General features: G+C 59.1%; 12 protein-coding genes. 7 read left to right on the forward strand and 5 right to left on the reverse strand.

Going from position 1 to position 12,935, the window contains the following annotated elements:
- The first annotated feature begins 181 nt into the window (after positions 1–181).
- The 7 genes from ACXAG1_RS12915 (at position 182) to ACXAG1_RS12945 (ending at position 7,988) form a co-directional block, all read left to right on the forward strand.
- A complete protein-coding gene (locus ACXAG1_RS12915; RefSeq protein WP_475119910.1) occupies positions 182–1,738 on the forward strand; it encodes a S1C family serine protease in 1,557 nt (518 codons plus the stop codon).
- A 45-nt stretch (positions 1,739–1,783) separates the two neighbouring features.
- Positions 1,784–2,245 carry a DUF4124 domain-containing protein gene (locus ACXAG1_RS12920; RefSeq protein WP_475119911.1) on the forward strand — a complete coding sequence of 154 codons (462 nt, stop codon included), beginning with the start codon at positions 1,784–1,786 and terminating at the stop codon, positions 2,243–2,245.
- 131 nt (positions 2,246–2,376) lie between these two features.
- Positions 2,377–3,255 (forward strand): Hsp33 family molecular chaperone HslO, encoded by an 879-nt coding sequence (hslO, locus tag ACXAG1_RS12925; RefSeq protein ID WP_475091146.1) that lies wholly within the window; start codon positions 2,377–2,379, stop codon positions 3,253–3,255.
- 362 nt (positions 3,256–3,617) lie between these two features.
- Complete coding sequence (locus ACXAG1_RS12930; RefSeq protein ID WP_475119912.1) at positions 3,618–5,177, forward strand: phosphoenolpyruvate carboxykinase; 1,560 nt, start codon at positions 3,618–3,620, stop codon at positions 5,175–5,177.
- Positions 5,178–5,343: 166 nt separating this feature from the next.
- Positions 5,344–6,024: a D-Ala-D-Ala carboxypeptidase family metallohydrolase gene (locus tag ACXAG1_RS12935; RefSeq protein WP_475091148.1), complete on the forward strand. Its 681-nt coding sequence runs from the start codon at positions 5,344–5,346 to the stop codon at positions 6,022–6,024.
- A 40-nt stretch (positions 6,025–6,064) separates the two neighbouring features.
- Positions 6,065–6,787: a D-Ala-D-Ala carboxypeptidase family metallohydrolase gene (locus ACXAG1_RS12940; RefSeq protein ID WP_475091149.1), complete on the forward strand. Its 723-nt coding sequence runs from the start codon at positions 6,065–6,067 to the stop codon at positions 6,785–6,787.
- Between the two features lie 76 nt (positions 6,788–6,863).
- Entirely contained in the window at positions 6,864–7,988 is a 1,125-nt protein-coding gene (locus tag ACXAG1_RS12945; RefSeq protein ID WP_475091150.1) for an AI-2E family transporter, read from the forward strand.
- Here the strand turns inward: ACXAG1_RS12945 and ACXAG1_RS12950 are convergent, their stop codons facing one another.
- From ACXAG1_RS12950 to ACXAG1_RS12970, 5 genes are all read right to left on the reverse strand, one after another.
- Positions 7,989–8,786, reverse strand: a complete 798-nt coding sequence (locus ACXAG1_RS12950) for a bestrophin-like domain (protein ID WP_475091151.1) — start codon at positions 8,784–8,786, stop codon at positions 7,989–7,991. It lies immediately after the preceding gene.
- A 92-nt stretch (positions 8,787–8,878) separates the two neighbouring features.
- Positions 8,879–9,214, reverse strand: coding sequence for a zinc ribbon domain-containing protein YjdM (locus tag ACXAG1_RS12955; protein ID WP_475091152.1), 336 nt, complete (start codon positions 9,212–9,214; stop codon positions 8,879–8,881).
- A gap of 138 nt (positions 9,215–9,352) precedes the next feature.
- Entirely contained in the window at positions 9,353–10,771 is a 1,419-nt protein-coding gene (gene glnG, locus ACXAG1_RS12960; RefSeq protein ID WP_475093902.1) for a nitrogen regulation protein NR(I), read from the reverse strand.
- Between the two features lie 68 nt (positions 10,772–10,839).
- Complete coding sequence (gene glnL / locus ACXAG1_RS12965; RefSeq protein ID WP_475091153.1) at positions 10,840–11,913, reverse strand: nitrogen regulation protein NR(II); 1,074 nt, start codon at positions 11,911–11,913, stop codon at positions 10,840–10,842.
- A gap of 310 nt (positions 11,914–12,223) precedes the next feature.
- Positions 12,224–12,907 (reverse strand): DUF4124 domain-containing protein, encoded by a 684-nt coding sequence (locus ACXAG1_RS12970; RefSeq protein WP_475091154.1) that lies wholly within the window; start codon positions 12,905–12,907, stop codon positions 12,224–12,226.
- Positions 12,908–12,935: the final 28 nt, after the last annotated feature.

Below are 12,935 nucleotides of genomic sequence, written 5' to 3' on the forward strand. Positions count from 1 at the left end.
CCGCCGACGCAGCGTACAGGGATGTATTCACAGCGGTCCTGAAAAGGGTCACCCGGCGCCTGGCCGCCACCCAACTCCAAAAGAACGAACCCCACAACCCAATACCACCACAACAGAGCACAAACCCGCCAAAGTGCTAAACTGCCCCAGACCAACAAATAATCAAAGACCCGACGCCGTAATGAAACACCTGCTGAAACCCTGCCTGTTCAAACTGGGCCTGCTGATTCTCTGCTTCTCCCAACTCGCCCATGCCGACAGCCGCGAGCGGGAGCAGCTCAAGCGCTCGATCATCAAGATCTACACCACCGCCGCCGCCCCCGACTACTTCAACCCCTGGGCCCTGCTCAACGCCCAGCAACTGTCCGGCTCCGGCGCCGTGATCAAAGGTAAGCAAATCCTTACCAACGCCCACGTCATCGCCAACGGCAGCTTTATCCAGGTACAGCGCCACGGCGACGCGCAGAAATTTCGCGCGCGGGTCAAATTCGTCTCCCACGACGCCGACCTCGCACTACTCACCGTCGACGACGAAGCCTTCTTCGACGACACCCGCGCACTCACCTTTGGCAGCCTTCCCGAGCTGCAGGAAGAAGTCACCGTCTACGGCTACCCCATCGGCGGCAAATCCCTGTCCATCACTCGCGGCGTGCTATCCCGGGTGGAACACCAGTATTACGCCCACGCCGAAAGCTACCTGATGGCCGGCCAGATCGACGCCGCCATCAACCCCGGCAACAGCGGTGGCCCGGTGATCTCCAACGGCAAAATCGTCGGTGTCGCCATGCAGACCAACAACAGCAACGGCGCGGAAAACCTCGGTTACTTTGTTCCGCCGAGTGTCATTGACCATGTTCTGGAAGACGCCAAAGACGGTGTACACCAGGGCTTCCCGGAACTCGGCGCGGTAACCCAGAGCCTGGAGAGCCCCTCCATGAAGGCCGCCGCGGGTCTGGCGCCGGATCAGGAAGGTGCACTGGTGGTGCGGGTTTTTGAAGATGCCCCGGCAGCGCAGGTCTTGAAGCCCGGGGATGTACTGCTGCAGGTAGACGGTTTCGATATCGCCGCCGACCGCACCATCGAGTGGCGCGAGCACCAGCGCACCAACTACCACTACGCGGTGGACAAGTACCATGTAGGCGACCAGCTGCCGGTGCGCTTTGCCCGCGACGGCAAGATCTACAACGAAGAAATCACCATCGCCGCCACACCGCCCTCGCGCTCACTGGTACAGGGCGAAAAGTTCGATCAGCGCCCGCGCTACTACATCTATGGCGGCGTGGTGTTTGTGCCGCTGAATATGAACCTGATCAAGCGCTGGGGGGGCAACTGGCACTCCAAGGCACCGATCGAGTACCTCTACTCGCGCAATCAGTGGTCGAGCCCGGAGCAACGGGAGCTGGTAGTCGCGCTGAAAGTGTTGCCGGCACCGGTCAACCTCGGCTACCACGACTGGAAAAACTGGATCATCGAAACCGTGAATGGTGAGAAAATCCGCGACTTCCAGCAGTTTGCGCAGTTGATGGAAAGCAGCGAGCGTGAATATATCGAACTGAAGGACGGCGCCGGCTACCGCATGGTGCTCGACGGCGCGGCAGCGCGGGAGCAGCAACCGCTGATCCTGCAGACTTACCAGATTCCCGAGCGCCACTCTCTCGGGCTGTTTGGCACCCTGGCGGATGCCAATGACAATGGCGAAGTCGCTTCCGATGAAGCGGAGCTGGGCCAGGTTCAATAACCACAAGTACCGACAGATCAGATAGCAACTGGGGACGGGGACGCGATGAACTGGCGAGGCACTGGATTAATCCGGCTGACACGGGGCGTCATCCTGCTGGCCATGCTGGCAGGTCAGCAGGTATTGGCCGGCGAGCTATACCGCTGGGTCGACAAGGACGGCAAGGTGCACTTTGGCGACCGCCCGCCAGCCGCGGCCGAGGCAGAATCTCTGGACAGCCAGTTAAAGCCGGTCAACGGCGCCGACCCTACAAGGCGTCAGGACTTCCCCGAAACCCGCCGCAGCAACCAGATCGATCAGGAATACGCCGCGCGCAAGCAATCCGAGCAGGCCCAACTGTTGCGGCAGCAGCAGCTCGCCTGCCAGCGCGCTCGCAAGCAGCTTTCCATACTGCAGGGGCCGGTGTACTTCGTAGATGCGGAGGGCAAGGAATCCACCATCAGCGAGCGCCAGCGAGTGGCGGAGGCGCGCAAGCTGGAGGCGCAGATCCGTCAACTGTGTGGCTAGGCACCGCCTGTGCGGTTGTCCAGATCGCGCACTACCATGGAAGGCTATCGCATTTCCGCTGGGCAGCCCCTAAAATCGCCTCCCCCCGTACCCCACCCCATACTCCACCGATAGTCAGCGAGGCACACATCATGTCGGATCAGTTGGAACGCTTTATCTTCTCCAAGCACGATATCCGTGGTCAGCTGGTCACGCTTACCGATGCCTACCGGGAAGTACTGACGCAAAACCAGCTGCCGCTGCCGGTACAGAAACTATTGGGCGAATTCCTCGCCGCTTCCTGCCTGCTCGCCACCACGCTCAAGTTCGAAGGCATGCTGATGCTGCAGGCCCGCGGCGAGGGCGATGTGCCCCTACTGGTGGCCGAGTGTACCCATCAAAGTGACGTGCGCGGCCTGGCGCGTGTGGCCGACGGTGCCGAGATCAAGGAAGGCGCCACCCTGCGCGAGCTGGTGGGCAACCGCGGTGCGCTGGTGATTACCGTGGATCCGCAGGACGGCGAGCGCTACCAGGGCATTGTGCCGCTGGAGAAGGATACCCTCGCAGAGTGCCTGGAGGACTACTTTACCCAGTCCGAACAACTGCAAACCCGCTTCTGGATCGAGTCCAGTGCCGATACGGTGGGCGGGATCATGCTGCAGGTACTGCCGGGAAACAACGCGGCGACTGCCGTGGAGAATGAAGATGCCTGGGAGACCGGGGTGCAGCTGGCTTCGACGGTCACCGCCGAGGAGCTGCACAACCTGCCCCATGACGAGCTGCTGTTCCGCCTGTTCCACCAGATGGAGCCGGCGAGCCTGGGCACGGCGAATATCCGCTTCAAGTGCAGCTGCTCTGCGGAGCGCAGTGCGCGGGCGCTTATTGCGATGGGACCGGAGGATGTCTACCAGTTGCTGGAAGAGCAGGGCGGCGAGATTACCGCGGACTGCCAGTTCTGCAATCAGACCTACCGCTTCGATCGCGACAAGGTCGAAGAGCTGTTTAACGCCCCGCCACATACTCTGCACTGAATCTAAAACGCGCCAAACGGCGCGTTTTTTGTGCCCGCCGGTCCAGCCAAACGGCAACCGTCTCGGATAATCCGACTGTAGTAAAAACTACAGAACACCCAATATTCCCCAAAATTATGAAGTAAAAAAACTACATCATAATTTTGAATAAATTTCCGCGAAAAAATTCCCATATAACCCCATTTTTGCTCAAACTTTATACACACATTCCTGTGATCGGGATTTGAAGTTTGTAATAATGCGCGCGCCAGCAGCCTGGGGCGCCAGTTTTATCGCGGTTCCATCTCGCATCTGTTTAGCAACTCCGGGCGGCACCCCCTACTATTTATTTCAGTGATACAACTTTCATGGGTAATAAGCGAATGGCACAGCAAAACGAGTCGGTGCAGGCGTTCTCCAACCTTTCCGCGGCACAACTGGTCGAACAGGCGCTGCAGCGCGGTGAAGGTCACCTCACTCACACCGGTGCACTTCTGGCGGTAACCGGCGCGCGCACCGGTCGTTCTCCTGCGGACCGTTTCGTGGTGGAAGAACCGTCCACCGCCGACAGCATCGAATGGGGCAACGTAAACCGTCCTTTCCCCGCGGAAAAATTCGACGCTCTGTGGAGCCGCGTTGAAGATTTCGTGGCCAGCCACGACCGCTTCGAGCAGCAACTGCACGTGGGCCAGGATGAAGACCACTATATCCCCGTGAAAGTCACTACCCAGACCGCCTGGCATAACCTGTTCGGTCGCAACATGTTTATCCGCGCAGAAAAGTACAACCCCAAGGGCAAGGAAGAGTGGCGCATCCTGCACGCGGCCAACTTCGAGTGTGACCCGTCCCGCGACGGCACCAACTCCGAGGGCTGCGTGATCATCAACTTTGCCCAGCGCAAGGTGCTGCTGGCGGGCATGCGCTACGCCGGTGAGATGAAGAAGGCCATGTTCTCTGTGCAGAACTTCCTGTTGCCGGAAAAAGACGTGATGCCGATGCACTGCGCGGCCAACGTGGGCAAAGAGGGCGATGTGTGCCTGTTCTTCGGCCTGTCTGGCACCGGCAAGACCACCCTGTCTGCGGACCCGGATCGCTATCTGATCGGCGATGACGAGCACGGCTGGGCCAAGGGCGGCGTGTTCAATATGGAAGGCGGCTGCTACGCCAAGACCATCAATCTGAGCCAGAAGAACGAACCGGTGATCTGGGATGCCATCCGCTTCGGTGCCATCGTGGAAAACGTGGTAACCGATGACGCCGGCGTACCGGACTACGATGACACCAGCCTCACCGAGAATGGCCGCTGCTCCTACCCGCTGGAGCACGTGGAAATGCGCCAGCTGGAAAACCGCGCTGGCGAGCCGAAAAATGTGATCTTCCTGACCTGCGATGTCACCGGCGTTCTGCCACCGGTTTCCGTCCTGTCCAAGGAAGCGGCCGCTTACCATTTCCTGTCCGGCTACACCGCCCGCGTGGGCTCCACCGAGCTGGGCGCGGAAGCGGGCATCCACCCGACCTTCTCCACTTGCTTCGGCGCACCGTTTATGCCGCGTGCACCGCGCGAATACGCGGACCTGCTGATGAAGCGCATCGAGGACTTCGGCTCCAAGGTGTACCTGGTCAATACCGGCTGGACTGGCGGCTCTGGCGGCTCTTCTCAACATCAGGGCAAGCGCTTCCCGATCCCGGTTACCCGCGCGGTGGTTGCGGCGATCCAGAGCGGCGCGTTAGAAGGCGCCCAGACCGAGAAGCTGGACACCATGAACCTGGAAATCCCCACCGAAGTACCGGGTGTGGATAAGTCCTACCTGAATCCGCGCAACGCCTGGGCGGATCAGGATGCCTACGACGCGGCCGCCAAAAAACTGGCCGGCCTGTTTGCCGAGAACATCGAGAAGTTCGCGGTAAGCGACAGCATCAAAGGCGCCGGCCCCAAGGCATAACTGCCGGCCAGAGTGTTTGATCCACGGCGGTGTCGCGACCGCCCCCCAGTAAAAGGCGATCTTCGGATCGCCTTTTTTTGTGCCTGACATACCGATACCAGCAGCCTGAGTAGAGACGGCTATAGTCAATAAAGGATCAGTTTTTACGGGCGAGCGGCTAGCGCACATGCCATCGGGCAATCCATTTTCCAAGGCAAAACGTCAGTACGATCATCTGCCACCGGACCAGCAAACCAACTGGTGGGTAGTGGCGGGGGTTGTCGGCTTGCTGCTGGTGCTGCTAGTGGCGCTGTGGTTGTATCTGCAGTACAAGGCCGCAGAAAAGCCCTACTACGAACTCAAGGGCTATCGGGTCGCCACCCACGCTACTCTCAATCAGTTTCTGCGCCAGGGGCGCAACCGGCGTGAATTCGGGAAGCTGGCACGCTTCCTCAAACAGGCGGGCGTCGCCGACGCCACAGAGCCCGAAAACCTGTTGCGCCAGGGTTCTGATTGGCTGGATATCAACGAGCCTCCCTTCGCTATTCCACCCGAGGAATACTGGCCGAATATGGTCGCCACCCTGAAGCTGATCCGCGACGAACTGGTGCCCGCCATCGGTCCGGTGGACATTGTCTCCGCCTTTCGCAGCGATGAATACAACCGCAAGGCGGGTGGCTCCAAGAAAAGTAAGCACAAGACATTTTGCGGGGTGGACCTGGTGCCGCAATCAAATATCAGCCGCAAGGAATTGATTGAGGAGCTGCGCAGCCTGCACGCTCGTCTCGGACCCAAAAGCCATATGGGCCTCGGGATATACAGTGGTGTGCGATTTCACGTGGACACCTGCGGTTTCCGCCGCTGGTGATTATTTAATACCTTTGTCTGTTTAGTAGTAAGTCGATTCTATGGATATCAAAGAAAGTGAAGACCACGAATTTATTGACATCCATATCGAGCGACGGCGGGTCATATGGATTGTCGCACTGGTTCTCGCTGCTTCACTGGTGCTGGTAGTGCTCACGGTTGAAAAGGTAAAGCAGCTGGCCGAGCGCATCGTCTCTCCGGTCGCCCATATCGAGCCGGAACCCGTCGACCCGGACGTCCCGCTGATCTACCGCATCAAAGGGTATACCGCAGCAACTCCGCTGGCGTTTGAGAAATTTCTCGACGAGGGGGACAACCGCGCGAAGTTTGAAAAGCTCGAACGCTTTCTGGAAATCAACCACGTAAATGAAGTGGTGCCGCCGTTTGAACTGATGCGCCAGGGCACCGACTGGCAAGAGATCGACGAGCCCCCCTTTGCCATTCCTCCGGAGGACACCTGGGAGACCATGGTGGATACCCTCAAGGTCTTAAAGGAATACATCATTCCGGCCATTGGCCCGGTTATCGTGCTGTCCGGCTGGCGCACCGCCGGTTACAACGCCAAGGCAGGCGGCGCGCGCACCAGTAAACATATGCACTTCTGTGGACTCGACATGATCCCGGAGGACGAATACACCCGTAAACAGCTGCTACCCAAATTGCGCCGTATTCACAAAAAGTACGGCCGCAAGTGGAACATGGGGTTGGGTATCTACAGCGGCATCCGCTTCCATGTGGATACCTGCGGCTATCGACGCTGGTAACCGCTGGCAAAGCGCCAGTCTATCTGTTTTCATTGCGCCTAGATTCTTTTGATAACAAGAAAGCAGGGACTCCCAGGTGCAGGAAAGACTGGAAAGACGCTCGTTCATATTTACCCTGGCGATGGTCACCGTGGCCTTTGCCTTTCTGCTCAAGCCATTTTTTACCGCCATCTTCTGGGCCTGTGCGGTCGCGCTGATTTTTCATCCGCTGTACCGCTATCTGCTGAACCGCTTTCCCAAGTGGCCCAACCTCACCGCTTTGACCACGCTGATCCTGTGCATCGTGGTGGTGGTGATTCCGGTGCTGCTGGTGGCCAGTTCGTTTATCAGTGAAGTAGCCGCCCTGTATCAGAAGGTCCAGTCCGGTGAAGTCAATCTCGGCGCCAAAGTAGAACAGGTACGCCAGGCGTTTCCCGGTGTCAACGCCGCCCTCGAGCGCTTCGGGCTGGATTTCGATGGATTGAAAGAGCGCCTGCTGGGCGGGCTGATGACCGCCGGCAGCCTGATCGCCAAAAACGCGCTTGCGCTGGGTCAGAACACCCTCAATTTTTTCGTCAGCCTCGGCCTGATGCTGTACCTCACCTTCTTCCTGATCCGCGACGGCAACTCACTGGTGGCGCTGCTGATTCGCGCCCTGCCACTGGGTGACGAACGTGAAAAACTGCTGCTGGCAAAATTCGCCGAAGTGACCCGCGCCACCATCAAGGGCAACCTGGTAGTGGCGGTAACTCAGGGCACTCTGGGCGGTCTGATTTTCTGGGTGCTCGGGCTGCCTGCGCCGCTGCTGTGGGGGGTGGTAATGACGGTGCTGTCACTGCTGCCGGCAGTGGGTGCCGCAATCATCTGGTTCCCCGCCGCGCTGTACCTCTACGCCACCGGTGATTCCGTCAAGGCAACGGTGCTGATGATCTACGGTGTCGCGGTAATCAGCCTGGTAGACAACATTTTGCGCCCGATCCTGGTAGGCCGCGACACCAAGTTACCGGACTATATTGTGCTGTTTTCCACCGTTGGCGGCCTGTTGATGTTTGGCATTAGCGGCTTTGCGATCGGGCCTCTGTTGGCCGCGCTGTTTATGGCGTTCTGGGAAATCTTTATGCGGGAGTTTATTGCCGAAGATGAGCCCTTGCTGCCTCCGGACGACGAGTCTGCACTGACACTGGATGAGCCGCAAAACCTCAGCGACAAACCAACCGGTTAGTCAGCGCAGGGCCTCCGACGCGCGCAGGATATCCCGCATTTCCGCCATGGGAGTCTGGTCGACGATGATCACTCCCTCCAGCGCGCGGTCCAGATCGGCAATTAAAAGAATCACGGTGCCGAAGGTCAGCCCCAGAGTCACCGCCAGCTGCACCGAGCCGCTGCGGCTGACGCCAAACTGGAAGCCAATCGCCAGCATCGCCAACCCGGTCAGAAAGTAGAGTGCCAGCCAGATGGGGCCGGGAATCCGATACTCCATCCCGATAACCACGCGTGCGTTGTGCGCATTAATGATATCGGTCACCGGATCTACAAACTGCCGCAAATACGCGCCCTGGTAACCCTCTGCCACGTGCGCCCGCACCTGCGCCCACAGCGCCTCGTGAATCACCACACTCCTGTCCAGCACCTTCTGCGGTACCCCCTCCCGTTTCGGGTCGAAGTACCGCAGCGTGGCGTATTCCAATAGCAAGTCCTGTGTTGCGCGCGCCGCCTGAGGCTTGAGAAAGTCGGCGTGCAGATACGCGGTGTGAATCGCATTGACCTCATCCAACAGTAACGCTTTGCGCTTGTTGTAACGGTCCGCGGTCATATTGAAGGTAAATGCGAGTAGAAAGGCCAGAAGCCCCAGTGTTGCGGTAACGGCACTGCCAATGGAAGGCTCTTTATCAGAACCCAACCGTCGGATATATCGCCGCCCCAGCGCCAGCCCCAGCCATAGGGCAGCGATCACCCAGAACACGGTAAAGAAGTAAACCGCTGGCAGAGGTATGGCGTGGAAGAAGTTGTCGGCTAACATCGGCTGACCCCAGAACTTTCACTAAGTCTGGTCCAGAATGCCATCGCCGACCATGGAGGGAATGCGGGCGCCGCCGGTGGCGCCCGGTCGCATCACGCTTTTTTGACGAACTCCGACTTGAGCTTCATGGGCCCGATACCATCGATTTTGCAGTCGATATCGTGATCGCCCTCCACCAGGCGAATGTTTTTTACTTTGGTACCCACTTTTACCACCGCGGACGAGCCCTTCACTTTCAGGTCCTTGATCACGGTAATGGTGTCGCCATCTGCCAGCGGATTGCCGTTGGCGTCCTTGATATTCAGCCCCTCCTCTTCCACTGGATCACCAGCGCTCCATTCGTGGCCACACTCGGGGCAAACGAACAGGTCGCGGTCTTCATAGGTATACGCGGATTGGCACTGGGGACAATTGGGCAGTTCACTCATGGTTCTGGACACTTAATGGTGGCAGCGGTGATAGGTTTGGCGGCACCCCTGGCTGGGCGCTGTCGCCGGGAATCAGAACCAAGTATAACCAAAACGGGCACCTAGTGGCGCCAGTTATAACCATTTTTCTATGAATGCTCAGTCGTCAGCCCCGTTCATACCCAATTCCTTGAGCTTTCGGGTCAGGGTATTGCGCCCCCAGCCCAACAGTTCCGCGGCATCGCGCTTGCGACCGGCGGTATGCTTTAGGGCGATTTCGATCAGTGCACGCTCGAACGCGGGAACCGCTTCGCTGAGGATCTCCCGCTGACCGGTAGCCAGCGCCTGATCCGCCCACAATCGCAGGGCTTTCTGCCAGTCCTGGGGTGCTTCGCTGGTGGCGCCCTGCTGGTGAAGCTCGGGCGGCAGATCGTCGATGTGCACTTCGCGGCCGGAAGCCATGACGGTGATCCAGCGGCAGGTGTTTTCAAGCTGGCGCACGTTGCCGGGCCAATCCAGACCAGACAGATATTCTTCGGTTTCTTTGGTAAGAATTTTGGGCTCGACGCCCAGATCTTTGGCGGCGCTGTTGAAGAAGAATCGCACCAGGCGCGGGATGTCTTCGCGGCGATCTGCCAGGCGAGGGATGTGAATACGGATGACGTTGAGGCGGTGGAACAGGTCTTCGCGGAATTTGTGTTCTTCTACCAGGCGCTCCAGGTCCTGGTGGGTAGCGGCAATAATGCGGACATCGACTTTAACCGGGGTGTGGCCGCCCACCCGATAAAACTCCCCGTCTGCAAGCACCCTCAGCAGACGGGTCTGCGTCTCCGCGGGCATATCCCCGATTTCATCCAGAAATAGAGTACCGCCGTTGGCCTGCTCGAAACGGCCGGCGCGTTGAGCGCTGGCGCCGGTGAACGCGCCTTTTTCGTGACCGAACAGCTCGGACTCCATCAGGTCCCTGGGAATGGCGGCCATGTTCAGGGCAATAAACGGCTGGTTTTTACGCGGACTGTGGTTGTGCAGCGCCGCTGCGACCAGTTCTTTACCGGTACCAGATTCGCCATTAATCAACACCGTAATATTGGAGTGCGACAGGCGACCGATCGCCCGGAATACCTCCTGCATCGCCGGCGCTTCACCGATGATTTCCTTGTTGCCGGTGCCGTTCTCGATTACTACCGGCTCTTCCGGCTGCTGCTCGTTGGCCAGCGCCAGAGCTCGGCGGGTAACCGCCACCGCTTCATCGACGTCGAATGGCTTGGGCAGATATTCAAAGGCACCACCCTGGTAGGCGGCGACCGCACTGTCGAGATCCGAGTGTGCGGTCATGATGATGATGGGCAGCGACGGGCGTTCCGCCTGAAAACGCTGGAGTAGCTTAAAGCCATCGGAGCCGGGCATGCGAATATCGCTGATCACCACATCCGGTGATTCACTGTAGAAATCGTCCAGGGCGCGATCGCCGTTCTCATAACAGGTGGTATCGATCCCGGCGCGGGATAGCGCGCGCTCCAGTACCCAGCGGATGGAGCGGTCGTCATCAATGATCCAAACGCGATTGTTCATAGTAATTTTCCGGCCTGCGTTTTAATTCAACTCGTTCTTTCGGTCTTCAACCTGCCCTGGTAAAAACGTCGCGGCTAGTCCGTGGCCAGCGGCAGATAAATCTGGAATTCGGTCTGTCCCGGCTGGCTCTCACATTTAATGAGCCCCCGGTGTTGGTTAATGATGTGCTGGGAAATAGAAAGTCCCAGTCCGGACCCTTCTGCTCGTCCGGAAATCATCGGATAAAAAATCCGCTCACGGATGTCTTCCGGAATCCCCGGGCCGTTGTCGACGATGTCGATTCGGCACACCAGCGAGCAGTGGCGGCGGCCAATGGTGAACTGGCGCTGCACCCGCGTGCGAATGGTCAGACTGCCCTCCGCCAGGCCAATATTTTCTTCGATGGCTTGCATGGCGTTGCGCGCGATATTCAATACCGCCTGGATCAATTGCTCGCTGTCTGCCGGAATATCCGGTATCGAGGGATCGTAATCCCGCTGGATAATCAGCTCGCCACTGCACTCGGCTTCCACCAATTGCGCGACGCGCTCGGTGATGGTGTGCACGTTCACCGGCTCCAGCCTTACTGGAATCCTTGGCCCCAACATGCGGTCCACCAGATTACGCAGCCGATCGGCTTCTTCGATGATGATCTGGGTGTACTCCCCAAGCCCTTCATCATCCAGCTCACTCAGCTCTCTTTGCAGTAACTGTGCCGCTCCGCGAATACCACCGAGGGGATTTTTGACTTCGTGCGCCATGCCACGCACCAGATTGCGGGTGGTCTCCTGCGCAGAGATCAGTGCATCCTCGCGCGCAATGCGCAGCAGGCGGTCCATCGACTGTACTTCCAGCAACAGCAGCCCCAATTCGGTAAGCGGGGTTACCGAGTAGTCGACGGTGCACTCTTCCAGGTTGTGCAAAAACCACAGGGCGCGACGCACGGTGTATTTCTCACCACTGGCCAGTGACGAGCGCAGCGCCTGCAGGGCCGCGGGGTTTTCCCGTACCACCTCCTCGAGGGGCTGGCCACAGGCGCGGGCGCTGGACGCCGCCACCAGGTCTTCCGCGGCGGAGTTCAGATAGCAGAGGGACAGGTTTTCATCGAGCACCAAAACGGCCGAGGTGAGGTTGTCCAACAGCAGGCGCAACTGGCGGTCATTGAGCATTCGCGGTTCCGAAGTAATTCACAAGTCCGGTTCGCTTAATGGCAGTGCAAGAAGCAAACCAAAATGGCGCAAAAAATCGGGCCCATATGAAGATTTACGAGCCACTGGCGGCTGCAGCCAATATCGATCGCACCATTATTGTGCGCAGAGCAAAAAATGGCCAGCGCCGAAGCACATTGTGGGGCGTGGGTACGGGCGAGTGAGTCAGTGCGGGGCGCAACTGCAAACCGAGAACAAACCGAGAAAGAATGAAGCCCCCGCTGCGGACGCTGGCGAGGGCTGTGTCGGAGGGGCAGGTATTGTGCCTGCCTCAGCGCGGCTGGGGCTTGATTGGCTTCGCCACTCCGGGGGCCTGCGGCAAGCGCGGCATCTGTGGGGCCTGCTCGGCGGGGAAGTCCGGCACCTGACCGCCGGGGCGCTTAACGTGTACCTGGATGGTCTGGGACTGCGCCAGGGGCTCGCCGCTGGCACCGAGCAATACTGCCTGGATGGTGTGAGTGCCGCGTTCCAGCGCCGATATATCCAGGCTGGTACCGGAGGAGCTGCCGGACCAGCGCTGGCCATCAATGACCGCAAAAAACTGATATCCGTCCCGCGGCACCGGGTTCAGCGCCACTTCGAGCACAATAAAGCGCTGCCCCGGGGGAATAGTCGCATCGTTGGCTGGGCTGACAATGGCAAAATTCACCGGCCCCAGTTCGGCGCGCTCACGCTCTGCTTCACTGCGCGGCGACAGTTTGCGCGTGGGGAGACCCTCCCCGGGGGTGGCCGGCTGGACATTGATAGGGCCGATTTCCACTTTTTCGGCCTTTTCTCCAGCGGGAGGGTTGTCGCTGAATGTCACGCGCCCATCGGGGCCGACAATCTTGTAGACGGCGCTACCGGAGGAATTCCCCTGGGCGGCGGATTTGTCGTCACTGTGCTCCTGGGCCAAACCCGGCATTGCCAGTAGTGCAAGCCAGAGTATGGACAACTGCGCGGTGGATCTGATCATGGGCGCTCCCGCAATCTTCTTTGCAACA

This window comes from Microbulbifer sp. ABE4_465 (genome assembly GCF_056160765.1).